The sequence below is a fragment of the Halomonas sp. genome (genome assembly GCF_052095765.1).
Lineage (GTDB): Bacteria > Pseudomonadota > Gammaproteobacteria > Pseudomonadales > Halomonadaceae > Halomonas.
The window spans coordinates 82132-98471 of sequence record NZ_JBQDJZ010000001.1 but is presented as its reverse complement, the minus strand read 5'-3'; the positions used below and the strand labels follow the sequence as shown (position 1 = coordinate 98471).

Below are 16340 nucleotides of genomic sequence, written 5' to 3'. Positions count from 1 at the left end.
CAAAATCCGGCGTCACCAGGCCGCCATGCAGCCCTTCATACAGGAGCAAATCGGTACCCTCGGGGATCGGCTCCCATTCGGTGAAGGTACCCACCTTGTAGCCAGCCTCAACCATGCCCTTGTCTTCGGCATGAATATAATGGCGATACAGCCCGCTACCGCAATCACCGTAGGTCTGAAACAGCGCATCCAGCTCATCCAACTGGTTGGCCTCGACCGAAAAGTGCGACAGCTCACCCTTGCGCTCGGGTTCCTCGCTGTAGATGCGCGCCAACTCCGCCCGCGTGTAGCGATGGAAGGCGTCACCATCGACATAGGCGGCATGCACATCATCTCGGGCGAACATGCGCTCAAAGGTGCGTCTTACCGTGGTGGTGCCGGCGCCCGATGAGCCCGTCACGGCAATGATCGGATACTCCCGCGACATCAGGCTAAACCACTGAGGCGCTCGCGCACCTCATCCGGCACTGTCACCGGTCGCCCGGTCTGGAGGTCTATCAACATCAGGTTGATGCGCGCGGTTGCCACCACCTTGGCGTCAGCCTCACGACGAATGCGATGATAGACCGTTACCACTTTGCCAGTCTGAGCAGGAATAGCGGTATCCACCACCAACGCATCAGGAAAGCGGGCCTCGGCCTGGTACTGAACAGCAAGATCTGCCGCTACGCTGGGGTAGCCACCCATGTCGGCTTCCGATAGTCCCAGCGCCTGAAAGGCCTGGGAGCGGGCTTCATGCAGTAGAGAAACCACGGCATCATGGCCCAGATGTCTGCCATAGTTCATGTCGGTGATACGCACCGTCAGTGGATGCTGGTGCCGAAGATCGGCATCGGGAAATTCGAGCCTTACACGTTCCATCAAGCCTCCTGGATCTCAAGCTAGGTCTCGGCTGTTAGAGCCAGCCGCAGGAACAATCATTCAGGCTGTACCTTGCTCTCTGGCAATGGCACGGTGTGCAATATCACGTCGGAAGGTGACACCCTTCCAGCCAATGGCTTCCACCCCGCGATAGGCCAGGTCACGCGCCGCTGACACACTGTCACCCAGTGCTGTCACACACAGTACCCGACCGCCACTGGTCAGCACCTCGCCATCATCGCCCTGTGTGGTACCCGCATGAAACACCTTGCTACCGGTGGCCTCAGCGGCCTCCAGGCCAGTAATAGCGTCGCCCTTAGCATAGTCGCCGGGATAGCCACCTGCTGCTAGCACCACACCTACCGCGGCACGGGTGTCCCAGTGGCACTCGTGGCCTGCCAGCTCACCCTGAGCACCGGCCAAGCAGAGCGCCGACAGGTCCGATTTCAGGCGCAGCATGATCGGCTGGGTTTCCGGGTCGCCAAAGCGGCAGTTGTATTCGATCACTTTCGGGTTGCCGTCGGCGTCAATCATCAAACCAGCATACAGAAAACCCGTGTAAGGGTTGCCCTCTGCTGCCATGCCCTCGACCGTCGGGCGAATCACCCGCTCCATGATCCGTCGGTCAACCTCGGGAGTGACCACCGGCGCTGGAGAATATGCTCCCATGCCGCCAGTATTCGGGCCCAGGTCACCGTCCAGCGCACGCTTGTGGTCCTGGCTAGTGGCCATGGGCACGATGGTTGTGCCATCCACCATAACGATGAAGCTGGCTTCTTCTCCGTCGAGAAACTCCTCGATCACCACCCGCGCTCCAGCATCCCCGAAGGCGTTCGACTCCAACATGTCGCGCACCGCTGCTTCGGCGTCGGCCAGCGTCTCAGCCACTACCACGCCTTTGCCAGCGGCCAGACCATCCGCCTTGATCACGATGGGCGCACCCATCTCAGCCAGGTAGGCAAGCGCTGGCTCAACCTCGGTAAAGGTGCGGTAGTCGGCACTAGGGATGGCATGACGCGCCAGAAAATCCTTGGTGAAGGATTTAGAACCCTCAAGCTGAGCCGCAGCCTGAGTGGGGCCAAAGATGGTCAGTCCCGCCTGCTGGAAACGGTCAACCACGCCAGCCACCAGAGGCGCCTCAGGGCCGACGATGGTCAGATCAACCGCGTCAGCCTGTGCCAGGCTCAGCAGGCCATCCAGATCATCTGCCGCTACTGCCACATTGCGCAGCCCCGGCTCCCGGGCACTGCCCGCATTGCCCGGCGCCACCAGAACACCACTTACCTGAGGTGACTGCGCCAGCTTCCAGGCCAGCGCGTGTTCACGGCCACCCCCGCCAATAACAAGAACTTTCATCCGCTCTGCACCCTTTGAGTCCGAGTCAACATATCGCCGCATTATGTCAGAAAGCGCGCCACAAGTGGCCGCTCAGGATGGCTGTTCAACGACTGCCGGTATCGTTGCCGCTGTCGTCTTCCTCCTTGGCTCCGGGTTGCCCCCCCATCTTGCCCAGGTTCTGCTTCCAGAAACGCATGTTGTCCTCGGCCATTTCGCGCATCAGCTCCATGGGCGTATGGCGCATGGCCTGCTGCCACTGATCCTGCACCCGCTTCTGTTGCTCCATCATCAGCTTGGTACCTTGCTCCAGGTATCGCGCCAGCGGTAACGGTTTGGCCATGTCATAGACGCGGATAAACTGCGCCAGCAGATCATTGGAGAATACTTCGGCATCGCCACCAATCTGCTCCTGTTCGATAATGATCGTCAGCAGGATGGTGCGCGTCAGATCCTCACCCGACTTGGCATCCTCTACCCGAAATGCAATATCGTCCAGCACCAACTCGCGCAGATCCTCGAGGGTTACATAGCGACTCTGTTCGGTATCATAGAGACGGCGGTTGGCATACTTGCGAATCACTCGCACTGTGCTGCTCCTTTGTTGTCATTCCATTGCGATGAGCATAGGCCCACTTGTGCGGCTATTGTGCACCGCATCACTCACCATGCAAAACATAGCGGCCAATCCAGAACCCATGAACCTGATCCTGCTGTCACCCGACGACATCGAAAACACCACGCTGGCCCGTGTACGCTGCCCGCGGCGACTGGCGCACCTGAACGGCATCCACCGTGCCTGCGAGGGCGACGAACTCACCGTCGGCATCGAAAACGGCCTGCTCGGCAAGAGCACGCTGCTTTCCATTAGCACGCAGGAAGCCGTATTTGATATCAGCGGCCTCAACCAGTCGCCACCGCCAGCGCTCCCCGTGCACCTGGTACTGGCCCTGCCCCGTCCACGTATGTTGGCGCGAAGCCTGGAACACATCACAGCCCTTGGCGTGAAACAGCTCACACTGTTGCACACGCACCGCGTCGAAAAGAGTTACTGGCAATCGCCCGAACTGGGTGAGGACAAAATTCGCCAGCACCTTGAGCTAGGACTCGAGCAGGCCCGCGACACCGTTGTGCCGAAAATAACGCTGGCACGTGGCTTTCGTCCCTTTATCGAAGATCAGCTGGAAGGGTTGCTGAAGGGCCGGCAAGGCCTGCTGGCCCATCCTGGCATGCCCGACGCCTGCCCTCGGGGTATCGAGACACCGACCCTGCTGCTAATCGGCCCCGAAGGCGGTTTTATCGACTGGGAGGTTGAGCAGCTGCTGGCGGCGGGCTGCCAAGGCATTCATCTGGGTCCGCGCATCCTGCGCGTGGAGACTGCCGTGACGGCACTGCTGGCAAGACTGTTTTAACAGACACCTTCAGTCGTCATCCGGCTCGCTGTCGTCATCACCTTCAATCTCTTTACGGACCTTTTTCCTGTCTTTATCGTCGTTTTCTTCCGCGACATTGGCGATCAGCGGTGAATCTTCATCGCAACTGGCTTCAGTAAGAAAGGTTTCCTTGACACTGAGCAAGCCCAGATGACCGATGGTGCGCCGTCCCAGCAGCATCGGATAGTGCATTTCTTCACGATCACGCAGGCTGAACTGTTCCTCATAGCGGGTATCGCCCACGCACACCTCAAGCAGTACCACAGGGCGCTCGTCACGACCTCCAGCGCCGCGCACCGTCAGGTCACGGTACAGCGGACGCTCGAGATTGACCGACAGTGTCTCTTCACTGCCCACGTCGTCAAGTCGCAGGCGAAAACGCACCCATTCCTGATCGTCTTTTTCGAAAAGCTTGATATCCCGGGCATCCAACGACGAGGTCAGCGCACCACTATCAAGCTTGGCCTTGACCTCGACGCCCCAAGGCTCAACCGTCACTTTCTCAACCCAGCCAACCACCTGGTCAGACGTCTCATCGGCAAGCAGCGTGCCGGGGGCGGACATCAGCCCAAGCCCAAGAGCTAACAGAGAGGCTGACAGGTGAGAACGTATTCCCTTGGGCATGACATTTTGCTCCAGTGGCTAATCAGATAATGAGGCGGGCTATTGCAGTCGTTTGAGCAGATCCAGCGTAGCAAACCCATCAGGCACCAAGCCCTGCTCACGCTGGAACTCTCTGAGACCGCGACCTGTATTAGGGCCAAAAATTCCATCAGGAGTTCCCACATCAAAGCCACGGGCCTGCAAACGCTGCTGCAACTCTTTGACCTGGTGACGACTCAGCGCCTTCAGATCTCGCGGCCAATCGCCGGAAATGCCCGGTCGTCCGGCGATACGGTCACTGAGAAGGGCAACTGCCAGCGCATAGCTGGTGGCATTGTTATAACGCAGGATTACTCGGAAGTTCTGCCCCACCAGAAAAGCGGGTCCCCGCGCTCCTGCAGGCGCGATCACTGCCGCCGACTCAAGACCTGGCAGCTCTCCGCCAGCGCTTGCCGTGACACCCAGCCGCGCCCAGTCCTGACTTGAACGACGCTGCGACGCATCGGCCAGGCTGAAGTTGAAGTTCTGCGGCAGCACTACCTCAACCCCCCAAGGCTCGTCGCTACGCCAGCCCGCCTCAGCCAGATAGTTGGCGGTGGAGGCCAGCACATCAGGAATGCTGGTCCAGATATCCCGCCGCCCATCACCGTCGCCATCTTTGGCATAGGCCAGAAAACTTGAAGGGATGAACTGGGTATGGCCCATGGCACCCGCCCAGGAGCCTTTCATATCATCAGGCGCAATGTCACCGGCCTGGATGATCCGTAGCGCAGCCAACAACTCAGCTGAAGCAAACTCCTGACGACGCCCGTCATGGGCCAGAGTCGCCAGCGACTCTAGGGTGGAGAAGTCACCCAGATAACCGCCGTAGCTGCTTTCAATACCCCAGATGCTGATAATCACCTCAGCCGGTACGCCGTACTGCGACGCAGCGCGGCTTGCTGCCTCGCGGTGGCCTGCTAGCTTATCGCGTCCGTTATTCACCCGGGAGGTAGACACTGCACTGTCCAGGTAATCCCAGATCTGGCGTGAAAATTCAGGCTGCTTGCGGTCAAGCTCAATCACCCTGGGGCGATAGCGCACGCCGTCCAGCGCTCGTGCCAGCGTTGCTTCACTGATGCCTTCAGCGGCAGCATGGCGGCGAAAACCGGCCAGCCAGTCATCAAAGCCGGCGGCGCCAGGCGCAGCGCGCTTGACCGACGCAGTCTGTACTTCTGATTCTGTCTGTTTGGCGGATGCAAGCTGAGTGGTGCCTGCATCCTGCCTAGCCTGACCAGAAGGACCAGCAGCAGCCTGAGACAGAGGAGTTGCTGTACTCTGGCAACCTGCTAAAGCAGCACACAGTACCGCAAGAGAAATAAATCGGAGCATCATGAAAATAGCGTTCCTTGCAAAATTAGGCGTGCTGATGATCCCTTACAATGGCGTCATGAGCTAGCCCAGATGCTAGCCTAAGCCTGATATTGTTGAAAATATCCATCAAACGCCAAGAAATGGGCTGCTTTATCTATTGCTTTTAAGCTACTTTTTACCTATTTACAAACGACTTAGAGCTTAACAATGCCAACCCCTGCTGCTTCATCAAACACTTCACAGAGACCTCAGAAGGCCCACACCACCTCACCGAATGAATGGGTGTCGCGTATTCGCAAAGGCATTATTGGAGAGGGCTCGACGATTCCTGGCCCTTTCGGGCCACGTCCTCTTGTATATGCCGACTACACTGCCTCGGGCCGTGCATTATCCATGATCGAAAGCGCCATCAAACAGCATGCGCTCCCCTATTACGGCAACACCCACACCGAGACATCCTTCACAGGAATGCATACCACTCGACTACGTGAGTCAGCTCGCCAAGCTATTCGCGAGTCAGTTGGTGCCGGTTCCGAGCATGCAGTAATTTTTACAGGCACAGGGGCTACTACAGCCATCGACCGCTTCTCCCGCATTATGGGTCTCGAAAAACACTTTGAAGCTGACAGCATCGAGCGTCCCGTGATGTTTATCGGCCCATTCGAGCATCATTCCAATGAGCTGATGTGGCGAGAAACCGGCGTTGAGCTAGTCAGCATTCCACTGAACAAAGACGGACTTCCCTGTTTTTTCATACTGGAAGAGCGTCTAAAGGAATACGCACACCGCTCACTGAAGATCGTTTCCTTTTCTGCAGCCTCCAACGTCACCGGCGTGATTATCGACGTAAGGAAGCTAGCAAGACTTACCCACGCATATGGTGGCGTTGTCGCCTGCGACTATGCCGCTAGTGGACCTTATGTGCCTATCAACATGTCTGCCAGCAGCACTGATATCGACGACCATCTAGATGCTATTTTTCTTTCTCCTCACAAGTTTATTGGTGGGCCAGGCACCTCAGGTGTACTGGTAATTCGCCGTGACATGTGTACCAACATGGTGCCTGGTTTAGCAGGTGGCGGCACGGTGTCTTACATGACCTCAAATGACCACCATTATGTAGCTGACCCGCAGCGTCGCGAAGAGGCCGGCACTCCCGGTATCGTCCAGGACATTCGCACGGGGTTGGTATTTACACTTAAGGACCAAGTGAGCGCACAGCATATTGCTGAGCTAGAAAGCGCAATCGTTAACAAGGCCATGAGCCAATGGAAAGAAGTTAAAAACCTGCATATCCTTGGGCCTCTAGATACTCCTAGGCTGGGCATTTTCTCATTTAATATCTCAGCCGGGGGACGCATGATCCACCACAACCTGGTGGTGGCTATGCTCAACGATTTGTTCGGTATCCAGGCGCGCGGCGGTTGCTCATGTGCGGGCCCATACGGTCATGAGTTACTCGGCATTGGTCCCGAGTTAGCTAATCAACACGCCGCCTTAGTCCTTGAAGGAAAAAGCTTATACCGCCCCGGCTGGGCACGATTAGGCTTTAATTACTTCTTTAACGATGAGCATACTTGCTATATCATTGGCGCAGTTAATTTCATTGCCCGTCACGCCTCTGTGCTGATGCGGCTATATACCGTCGATGTGGAATCTGGCGTGTGGCGTGTTCGTGATCCCATGCCTTACCACGATATGCTTTCTCTGGAAGAAATGCTTAATTCCGCCACGCCCCTAGAGAACACTCCGTCTCCCGATTTTAACCAGAACTTCGCCACGGCCCAGGCCCTCGTTGAGACAGCCCAATCGACTGCTATCGACCCAACGCCTTCGCTAACCAGCGCTGCCGAAGATGCCCTGCGCTGGTTCTGGTGGCCTCACGAATCCATTGAGGCCACTGCAGCCCAAGCAGAGATAATCCCATGACCCTGACCCCTGCCTTTGCGACCACCGGTCTCGAGCAGCTTAACAGCCGGGTTCATCATGACCTGGCCTGTCTGAACTATCCTCCGTCAAACTGGGTAACTCCGCGTACCCATGAGAGTGGCAACCACGTTTATGACGTGGTGATCATTGGTGGCGGCCAGTGCGGCATGGTGGCCGCCTTTGCCTTGCTGGCAGGAGGCATCAGCAACATTCGCGTGCTAGATCGCAACCCAGAGGGCCATGAAGGCCCATGGCTCAACTATGCGCGCATGGAAACTCTGCGCTCGCCCAAAACACTGCCCGGCCCCTGCTACGGCATGGCCTCACTGACGTTTCGGGCTTGGTATGAAGCACAGTTTGGAAGCGACGCTTGGGAGGCACTAGACAAAGCTCCACGCACCATGTGGATGGACTATCTGCGCTGGTATCGCCAGGTATTAGCACTGCCCATCGACAACGAGGTCGCGGTAGAGCACGTCACGCCAGAGAACGATCTGTTGCGTCTTGAGCTATCCGGTCGCAACGCGCCCGGTGCAACGCTGCTGACGCGCAAGCTGATTATGGCAACCGGCCGAGAAGGCACGGGTGGCCCTAAGATTCCTGATTTCGTAAAGAAGTTGCCTGACAGCGTTTGGGCACACTCCGCCGACGACATCAACTTCGCGCACCTTGCCAACAAGCGCGTAGTCGTGATCGGCGTGGGTGCATCAGCAGTCGACAATGCCGCCGAGGCACTAGAGCACGGTGCGCGTGAAGTGCGCCACCTCATCCGCCGCCCACAGATGCCAACCATCAACAAAATGATGGGTATCGGCTCCTTCGGCTTTACCCACGGCTACTCGACCCTGCCTGACGAGTGGCGCTGGCGTTTTATGCATTACTCTTCTGCCACCCAGACGCCGCCACCGAGGGGCTCGACGCTGCGCGTCAGCCGTCACCCCAACGCCCACTTCCATTTCAACTGCGGTATCAAAGAAACGCATATGGAAGGCGACGACATCGTTATCACTACCAGCCAAGGCAAGCGCCTGAGTTGCGACTTCCTTATTTTGGGCACCGGCTTCGAGATAGACCCCACCGCACGCACCGAGCTTGCCGGCTACGCCGACCGCATTCTGCTGTGGAAAGACCGTTACAGCCCGCCACCCGAGCTTGCAAACGAAGAGCTCGGCAACTTCCCCTATGTGGACCGGGACTTCGCGTTTCAGGAACGCGAACCCGGCAGCGCACCCTGGCTCAAGCATATTCACTGCTTCAACTACGGGGCCACAGTCAGCATGGGCAAGGTCAGCGGCGATATTCCTGGCATCAGTGACGGTGCCAACTGGCTAGCCAGTGCGATTGCCGCACAGCTCTACCAGCAGGACATCGAGGCTCATTGGAACACACTTCAGAACTACGACAGCCCTGAGCTGCAAGGCGATGAGTGGCAATCAACGCCACTGCCCTGAATGACAACAACACACAGCAACATGCGCGATGCCTTCGTGCCAGGCATCTCTGCTGACCACCTGCTCTGAAAAGGAATAATAATGACTTCCTCCCACATACTAGAACAGGCCACCGGCGTCGACACCTTGAGCGCCAACGCACCGGGGCCGCTCGCCGAGGCACTGGCGCGACGCGCCAAGCTAATGGAGCTGTCCCAGGCCTCCTATGAAGCCGCCTTGCAGCCCCAAGAGCCCGGCGGCCTCAGCTACGCCGAACGTGCTGCTCTGGCGTGCCGCATGGCAAAGATCTGCCAACAGAAAGGACTGAGCCAGCACTATGCCGAGCTACTGGCGTCCTGCACCAGCGCCGACAACAGTGCTGACATTACAAGCGAACTGGCTACGCCTGGCGTCCAGCCACCAGCAGACGATAACCGGCTGCAAGCCATCGTTGCCTACGTCGACAAAGTCACCCAGTCGCCAAAAGACGCCGTCCCCGACGACATTGAAAGCCTGCGCGCCGCAGGCGTAGACGAAAGCGATATTGTGCGACTGGCTGGCCTGGTGGCCTTCGTTAACTATCAGCTACGCGTCGCTGCGGTGCTGTCCGTCATGGGAGATTCCGCATGAGCCGCGTGATTCGTAAGTTCACTACCCGCGTGCCCCACTGGCGCCCACTTTTGACACCAGTGGACCTTGACGCCGCGACTCCAGCTCAACAAGACGCGCTAAAAGAAACGCCGTCAAACACCAAAGTGTCCGACTATGTGCTGGTACTGGCCCACGACCCCGAGTCACTGCGCATTCGCACCTCACTGTTCAACGGCATCATGTACGACCCCGATGGGCTGTCTCGCGCCGAACGCGAAATAGGTGCAGTTGCAGCTTCCATCGTCAACCGCTGTATCTTCTGTGCCGCGGTCCATGCCCAGCGCTACAACCAGCTGAGCAAAGAAGAAAGTGTCATGCAGGAAATTTTCTTTCATGGCGAAAAGGCTGAGCTCGACCCGCGCCAACAGGCTATTTTGCGCTTTTCTGTGGGACTCTCTCAGTGCCCACCACAGGTAAGCGCTGAAGACATTCAACAGCTACGCGATGTCGGTCTTGATGAGCTAGAGGTTCTCGACCTGACGCTGGCCACCACGCTGTTTGGTTGGGCCAATCGCCTAATGCACACCTTAGGCGAGCCTATCGCTGCTGAGTAAGCTCTTGTGTTACCGACACGTACCGCCAACTCTCTGCGCACTGAAGACCGCTGCGCCCAGACGAATAACCAATGGACACCACTGATGCCCGCAACAACCCAACGACTACCTCGCCTGCTACTGGCCACTGCCGCCACCCTGCTCATTGCATCACCCGCCATGGCGCAAAAACTACGACTGGCGACCGTGGTGAGCGCACCCCACCCTGGATCGACGCCGCTGAAGCCTTCAAGACCGAGGTCGAGGAAGCCAGCGACAACCGCCTTACTGTTGAGATCTTCCCCGGCGGCCAGCTCGGCAATGACCAGACAGTGGTCGATGAAATCCGCATCGGCACCACCGACATGATCATTGGCGGAGTGCAGAACATTGCACCCTACGTTCAGGACTTCGAAATATTCAGCCTGAACTATCTGTTCGATAACATGGATGCCTTCCGTGCTGCCGCAGCCCCTGAGTCTCCGGTCTTCAGCCATTTTGAACAGGAAATGACTGACTCCGGCAGCGGACTTGAACTGTTGGCACTGACCGGTGGCGGCACACGCAACCTCAGCACCAACACTGGTCCGGTGACCGAGCCAGATGACCTGGACGACGTCAAGATGCGCATCACCGGCTCTCAGCTGGATGCCAAAACCTGGCAGGCGCTAGGTGCCCTGACCACCTCACTGCCTTGGACCGAAATCTACACCGGCATGCAAACTGGCGTTATCGGTGCCTTCGAAAGCACCATCAGCGGTTTCTTTTCAAGCCGCCTCTATGAAGTGGCGCCCTATCACGCCAAGACCGAACACCAGATCATGATGAGCCACATCTCAATCGGCGAGAGCAGCCTCCAGCGCCTGTCGGAGCAGGACCAAGCCATCGTGCGCGAGGCCGCAAGACACGCCGCCGAACTGGGTACCGCCAAGGGGGTTGAGTATGACGAACAGCTGTTAAGCCAGCTGACCGAGCGCGGCGTCACCGTTACCGAAGTCGACAAGCAGAAGTTCATCGATGCCAGCCGTCCGCTGCATGATGAGTTTGCTGCCGAGCGCGGCGTGTCCAACCTGCTCGCGCTGATTCGCGCGCTGTAAGTCATTGGGAGAAAGCCCCCGTAGCCCAAAGCACTGCTCAGTCCTCGGGGGCTTATTGTTTCCAGGAGTAAAAGTAAGACATGCGGCGAATCAATGACCTCATCGAACGCGTGTTCCTGAAAGTAGCAGGCACGCTGTTCGCGATATTCATCGTGACTATCTTGTATCAAGTAGTGGCACGCAACTACCTGAAAATATCAGTGGCCTGGTCCGATGAAGTTGCCATGGCCTGCTTCATCTGGTCAGTATTTCTTGGCGCTGCCGTGGCCCTGCGCCGCCGCCAGCACTATGTGATCGAAGTGCTACCAAAACACTTCGTAATAACCAACCGGGCGCTGCGGCTGCTCGGCGGTCTAGCCTGTCTGCCGCTGATCTATGTGCTGGTGGTACACGGCCAGATCCTGACCGATATGGGTTGGAACCGCCGCTCGGTCTCTCTAGGCACGCCAATGGCCTATGTGTTCATGGTGATCCCCATTTCCGGAGTGGCAATGCTGCTGTTTTCTCTGGAAATACTACATGAAGACCTCCGTGCGCTGTGCGCAGGGCATCAGTCGTCACCAGCCGCTGTCGAGGAGCACACCCAGCCATGAGCCCGATTATCACTCTTATCGCCAGCTTCCTGCTGCTGATCGCCCTCAGCGTGCCCATCGCATTTGCAATCGGCCTGGCGTCCATCATTACCATCTGGCAGCTCGGCATACCGCTGACCTCAGTAGTTAACCAGATGTTCGCCAGCATCAACTCTTTCCCGCTGCTTGCGGTACCATTTTTCCTGCTGCTGGGGCGGCTGATGAACGACGGTGGCATCACCGATCGTCTACTGCGCTTCGCCGACAGTACTGTGGGCCACGTGCGTGGCGGACTCGGTCACATCAACGTCATGGTATCGATGATGTTCGCCAGCCTGTCTGGCTCAGCAGCGGCTGACACTGCCAGTGTCGGCGCAGTACTGATTCCAGCCATGAAAAAAGCTGGCTACCCCTCGCCTTTCGCCGTGGCTTTGACAGCAGCATCGTCAGTACTTGGCGGCATCATTCCGCCATCGATTTTAATGGTGATCTATGGTGCTTTCGGCAATGTCTCGGTGGGCGCCCTTTTTCTCGGTGGCATCGTACCCGGCTTATTGATCGGCATGGCACAGATGGGCTACGTCTATCACGTGGCACGTAAACTCGATATCAAGCCAGAAGGACGCGCCTCGTGGCGCAACGTTGTTCACACTGGCCTAGTGGCAACGCCGCCAATGATTCTGCCTATCGTGGTACTCGGCGGCATCACCGCCGGGATATTTACTGCCACTGAAGCGGCCTCGGTCGCGGTATTGGTCGGCCTGCTACTGGCGATAGTATTTTATCGTTCGATTCGTCTACGCTCACTGCCCGGCATTTTTACCGACTCCGTGCTCGCTTATTCACTACCGATGTTTGCCGTGGCTGCCGCCGGAATCATGGGCTGGCTGATCTCCTATCTGGGCATCGCACAGGAAGTCGCCAGCTTCATCCTTTCCGTCACCGACTCGCGCGTCGGCCTGATGCTGATGGTAATGGCGTTCATGTTGATTATCGGCACTGTGCTTAGCCCGGTGACGGCAGTGATCATCTTCCTGCCGATCATCCAGAGCATTAGCATTTCGGGGGATATCAACCAGATCCATATGGCACTGATTGTGATCATGTCATTGACCCTGGGCCTGGTAACACCGCCTTATGGCATCTGCTTACTGATCGCCAGCCAGATCGGCGACGTTTCCACACCGCGAGCCTTTGTCGCCATCATGCCGCTGATTGGCTTAGTAATGCTGATCATTCTCGCAGGCATCCTGTTCCCGAATCTTTTTCTAACCCTGCCCAAAATGTTCATGCCAGAAGCGTTCCCCGGATAACCCCGACCTTTCCAATAAACCATGCGACTGGTGCATCACCTGTCGCATGGTTCACCGCGCACGCATTTCACGCACTCCAACTCCAGTCCCAGCCGCGAGCGCCGCCCCGCTTCAGTGGTGACCCAAGGCCGCTCAGTCCACGGTGGCTGGTGACGTACATGCTGATTGTGGCCACAGGCCAGCCTGGCCACCCAGTGTTCCTCTTCATCACGGTGATAACCCACAATCGGCTGGCGCATGGCGCTGTGCTCCTCCGCCGTCACATAACGGTTCTCCAGGCATTGAATAGCCACCAGTCGGCTGTCACTTGCCTCGCGGCACTCGCCCCATTAGATAGAACTCAGCGTTAGGCGGGGTTCCGGTCAGATTGACTAAACGGTTGGACAGACCAAAAAAGGCAGCGACAGCGCCGATGTCCCAGATATCTTCGCGGGTAAAGCCCACCTCAATCAGGCGAGCTTCCCACTCATCGTTAAGTTCACCCACCTCAATGCTGCAGTATATGGCGAAGTCGAGCATCACCCGATGCCGCTCACTGATCGGTGCAGTACGATGGTTGATGGCGACCTGATCTGCCAGCAGCGGGTCCTTGCTGTAAATTCGCACCAGGGCACCGTGGGCCACCACACAGTACAGACAGTGATTGCGGGCGCTAGTGGCCACCACGATCATTTCTTTTTCGGCCTTAGTCAGGGTGTCTGATTCACGCTCCATCAAAGCATCGTGATAGGCGAAGAAGGCACGAAACTCCGTCGGCCGCTGGGCCAGCATCAAAAACACATTCGGAACAAACCCTGCTTTTTCCTGCACCGCAAGAATCGCATCGCGAATATCGTCAGGCAGTGAATCAAGGGTTTCAGGCACGGGAAAACGGCTGATAGAGGAAGTCATTGCGGCTCCTTTTATTATGGTAGGACCTGTAATTGGCGCAAACGATCTCCAGTTAACGTTAACGTTAACTCCATGTCTATACGCCATAGGGTGGTCACCACCACACCTATCCGCTTATTTTCTTACCCAGTTCGTGGTAACGGGCACCTTGGCATCCAGGAATAAGTTCATGACCGGGCAGCGCTTCTCCACTTCCGCTTTCAGCTGCTGAAGACGTTCATCGCTCTCACCAGTAGTTACCACCACATCAAACTGTACGGACTGAAAGTGAGGCGATACACCAGCGACGCCGCTCATACCCTGCAGGTCGATCTGTCCGCTGTTGAGGAACTCTGCTGCCTCATAGGCAAAACCCTGCTCCTTGGCAATCAGGGAAATCATCACAGAGGTGCAGCTGCTAAGCCCTGATAGCACCAGCTCGACCGGGTTTGGACCTTCATCTGTGCCGCCGAGACTTGCTGGCTCATCGACCATGAAGGGGGCGAATGAGCGCACCGATATCTCAGTTTTCACGCCACCTTTCCACACCCCAGTTGACTCAACGTTAAGAATAGACTCAGCCGTCATATACTTGTTTTCCCAATGTTTTTAGCAGAAAAAACCCGCCTCACTTGAGACGGGATCATAGCGAATGTCTTGATAGACGGCCATACGACTAGTCAGCTTCTTACTAGACCGTTTCAGCTTAACGAAATGGTGCTATTGATGCCGCTGGACACGTTCTCGGGCTCGAACCAGCGTGCAGTTACGGTCTTGGTCTGTGTCCAGAAGCTGATGGCTTGCTTGCCATTGGGGCCCAGGTCGCCCAACTTGGATGCCCGCGAGCCGGTGAAGCTGAAGTAGGCCACCGGCACCGGAATCGGCACGTTGATACCCACCTGCCCCACATCAATATCGGTCTCAAAGCGCCGCGCGACCCAACCGGAGTTGGTGAAAATCGAGGTGCCATTACCGTTGGGGTTAGCGTTGATGAACTCAATCGCCTCATCCAGCGTCTCAACATTCACCACACACAATACCGGGCCGAAAATTTCTTCGCGGTAGATGGTCATGTCAGCGGTCACATTGCTGAACAGCGTCGGACCGACGAAGTTGCCATCCGGATAGCCTTCAACCTGGCAGCCGCGACCGTCCACTTCCAGCGTGGCACCTTCCTGCTCACCGGTGGCGATCAGGCGCTCAACGCGCTCCTTGGCCTGGGGCGACACCAACGGACCAAGATCGGCATCTTTCTGGGTGCCTGGTCCGATTTTCATGCTGCGCGTGCCTTCAACGATGTCCTCAAGCCAGTCGCGCGCCTCACCCACCAGCACCACCACTGAGTTGGCCATGCAGCGCTGGCCAGCAGCACCGTAAGCCGAGCCCAGCAGGTTGTTGATAGCCTGGCTGCGGTTAGCGTCAGGCATGACCACACAGTGGTTCTTGGCCCCCATCATCGCCTGCATGCGCTTACCGGCAGCGGCAGCACGATCGTAAAGCAGCGAACCCACGTGGGTAGAGCCAATGAACGACAGCGCCTTGATGTCGGCATGGTCAGCAATCTGGTTAGCCACCTCCGGCCCGCCATGCACCACGTTGAGTACACCCGGCGGCACACCGGCCTCATGGGCCAGTTCAACCAGCCGCATAGAGGAGCTGGGGTCCTGCTCCGAAGGCTTGAACACAAAGGTGTTGCCGGTGGCGATAGCCAGCGGGAACATGAAGCACGGCAACATGATCGGGAAGTTGAATGCGGTGATGCCGGCACCCACCCCCAGTGGCTGGTTCAGCGTGTAGACGTCTACCTCATTGGCCGCGTTTTCGGCCCGCTCACCCAGCTGTAATGAGGTGATCGAGCAAGCATGTTCGATCACCTCCAGACCGCGACCGACTTCGCCCACGGCATCGGGCAAGGTTTTGCCGTGCTCCTCGCTGATCAGCGCGGCCAGCTCATCGGTGTGCTCGCGCACCAGCGCCTGCAACGTGAGCATGATCCGCATGCGCTTGCCCAGCGGAACCTTGCGCCAGGTCTCGAACGCCTGCTTGGCGTTGGCAATGGCCTGCTCGACTTCCTCGGCGGTGCAGAACGGCACCCGAGCAACGACCTCCTGGGTCGCCGGGTTGACCACATCACGCCAATCCTGGCTCTGGGAAGTGACGGGCTTGCCGTCGATATACATGGGAATCTCGCGAATGGACATGAGCGTACTCCTTACCAATGAGATGAGACAAAACAGAGAAGACGTCTATAACTTTATGTGCATACCAGCACGAAACCTTTATATTCCCAGTCTATCCAGACGTCGGATAGCCAGACAACGGGCAGTCAGGCACATTGCTTGTGCATAAACGCACAAACC

17 protein-coding genes and 1 pseudogene are annotated in these 16340 nt (G+C 57.4%); 8 read left to right on the top strand and 10 right to left on the bottom strand.

Annotated features, from left to right (window positions below):
- The 4 genes and pseudogenes from ACTH3D_RS00435 to phaR all read right to left on the bottom strand — a co-directional run.
- Nucleotides 1-427 (bottom strand): annotated as a pseudogene (locus ACTH3D_RS00435) (phosphoribulokinase); the annotation flags it as partial.
- On the bottom strand, nucleotides 427-861 hold the full coding sequence (locus ACTH3D_RS00430) for an acyl-CoA thioesterase (protein ID WP_441664103.1): 435 nt from the start codon (nucleotides 859-861) through the stop codon (nucleotides 427-429). The gene ACTH3D_RS00430 and the pseudogene ACTH3D_RS00435, both read right to left, overlap by 1 nt.
- A 60-nt stretch (nucleotides 862-921) precedes the next feature.
- On the bottom strand, nucleotides 922-2217 hold the full coding sequence (gene purD, locus ACTH3D_RS00425) for a phosphoribosylamine--glycine ligase (RefSeq protein WP_441664101.1): 1296 nt from the start codon (nucleotides 2215-2217) through the stop codon (nucleotides 922-924).
- Nucleotides 2218-2302: 85 nt separating this feature from the next.
- The gene (gene phaR, locus ACTH3D_RS00420) at nucleotides 2303-2785 is read right to left on the bottom strand and encodes a polyhydroxyalkanoate synthesis repressor PhaR (RefSeq protein WP_441664099.1); all 483 of its coding nucleotides are present in this window, start codon (nucleotides 2783-2785) and stop codon (nucleotides 2303-2305) included.
- 109 nt (nucleotides 2786-2894) lie between these two features.
- Here phaR and ACTH3D_RS00415 point away from each other — a divergent pair, with 109 nt between their 5' ends.
- Nucleotides 2895-3608 carry a 16S rRNA (uracil(1498)-N(3))-methyltransferase gene (locus tag ACTH3D_RS00415; RefSeq protein ID WP_441664097.1) on the top strand — a complete coding sequence of 238 codons (714 nt, stop codon included), beginning with the start codon at nucleotides 2895-2897 and terminating at the stop codon, nucleotides 3606-3608.
- 9 nt (nucleotides 3609-3617) lie between these two features.
- On the opposite strand, the gene rloA3 is transcribed toward ACTH3D_RS00415, so the two are convergent.
- Together rloA3 and ACTH3D_RS00405 are read right to left on the bottom strand one after the other, a co-directional pair.
- Complete coding sequence (rloA3, locus tag ACTH3D_RS00410) at nucleotides 3618-4253, bottom strand: retropepsin-like aspartic peptidase RloA3 (RefSeq protein WP_441664095.1); 636 nt, start codon at nucleotides 4251-4253, stop codon at nucleotides 3618-3620.
- 39 nt (nucleotides 4254-4292) lie between these two features.
- On the bottom strand, nucleotides 4293-5606 hold the full coding sequence (locus ACTH3D_RS00405; protein WP_441664093.1) for a lytic murein transglycosylase: 1314 nt from the start codon (nucleotides 5604-5606) through the stop codon (nucleotides 4293-4295).
- Nucleotides 5607-5867: 261 nt separating this feature from the next.
- On the opposite strand from ACTH3D_RS00405, the gene ACTH3D_RS00400 reads away from it, so the two are divergent.
- From ACTH3D_RS00400 to ACTH3D_RS00370, 7 genes are all read left to right on the top strand, one after another.
- A complete protein-coding gene (locus tag ACTH3D_RS00400; protein WP_441664113.1) occupies nucleotides 5868-7514 on the top strand; it encodes an aminotransferase class V-fold PLP-dependent enzyme in 1647 nt (548 codons plus the stop codon).
- Nucleotides 7511-8965: an NAD(P)-binding domain-containing protein gene (locus ACTH3D_RS00395; protein ID WP_441664091.1), complete on the top strand. Its 1455-nt coding sequence runs from the start codon at nucleotides 7511-7513 to the stop codon at nucleotides 8963-8965. Before ACTH3D_RS00400 ends, ACTH3D_RS00395 begins: the two co-directional genes overlap by 4 nt.
- Nucleotides 8966-9046: 81 nt before the next feature.
- Nucleotides 9047-9574: a CMD domain-containing protein gene (locus ACTH3D_RS00390; protein WP_441664089.1), complete on the top strand. Its 528-nt coding sequence runs from the start codon at nucleotides 9047-9049 to the stop codon at nucleotides 9572-9574.
- Complete coding sequence (locus ACTH3D_RS00385) at nucleotides 9571-10149, top strand: peroxidase-related enzyme (protein WP_441664087.1); 579 nt, start codon at nucleotides 9571-9573, stop codon at nucleotides 10147-10149. The genes ACTH3D_RS00390 and ACTH3D_RS00385 overlap by 4 nt, the downstream gene beginning before the upstream one ends.
- A gap of 71 nt (nucleotides 10150-10220) precedes the next feature.
- Nucleotides 10221-11225, top strand: a complete 1005-nt coding sequence (locus tag ACTH3D_RS00380) for a TRAP transporter substrate-binding protein (RefSeq protein WP_441664085.1) — start codon at nucleotides 10221-10223, stop codon at nucleotides 11223-11225.
- A gap of 80 nt (nucleotides 11226-11305) precedes the next feature.
- On the top strand, nucleotides 11306-11818 hold the full coding sequence (locus tag ACTH3D_RS00375; protein ID WP_441664083.1) for a TRAP transporter small permease: 513 nt from the start codon (nucleotides 11306-11308) through the stop codon (nucleotides 11816-11818).
- Complete coding sequence (locus ACTH3D_RS00370) at nucleotides 11815-13110, top strand: TRAP transporter large permease (RefSeq protein WP_441664081.1); 1296 nt, start codon at nucleotides 11815-11817, stop codon at nucleotides 13108-13110. The genes ACTH3D_RS00375 and ACTH3D_RS00370 overlap by 4 nt, the downstream gene beginning before the upstream one ends.
- 35 nt (nucleotides 13111-13145) lie before the next feature.
- Here the strand turns inward: ACTH3D_RS00370 and ACTH3D_RS00365 are convergent, their stop codons facing one another.
- From ACTH3D_RS00365 to ACTH3D_RS00350, 4 genes are all read right to left on the bottom strand, one after another.
- Entirely contained in the window at nucleotides 13146-13349 is a 204-nt protein-coding gene (locus ACTH3D_RS00365; protein ID WP_441664079.1) for a DUF3565 domain-containing protein, read from the bottom strand.
- A 64-nt stretch (nucleotides 13350-13413) separates the two neighbouring features.
- The gene (locus ACTH3D_RS00360) at nucleotides 13414-14001 is read right to left on the bottom strand and encodes a peroxidase-related enzyme (protein WP_441664077.1); all 588 of its coding nucleotides are present in this window, start codon (nucleotides 13999-14001) and stop codon (nucleotides 13414-13416) included.
- A 114-nt stretch (nucleotides 14002-14115) separates the two neighbouring features.
- Complete coding sequence (locus tag ACTH3D_RS00355) at nucleotides 14116-14568, bottom strand: OsmC family protein (RefSeq protein WP_441664075.1); 453 nt, start codon at nucleotides 14566-14568, stop codon at nucleotides 14116-14118.
- A 113-nt stretch (nucleotides 14569-14681) separates the two neighbouring features.
- Nucleotides 14682-16181 carry a CoA-acylating methylmalonate-semialdehyde dehydrogenase gene (locus ACTH3D_RS00350; RefSeq protein ID WP_441664073.1) on the bottom strand — a complete coding sequence of 500 codons (1500 nt, stop codon included), beginning with the start codon at nucleotides 16179-16181 and terminating at the stop codon, nucleotides 14682-14684.
- Nucleotides 16182-16340: the final 159 nt, after the last annotated feature.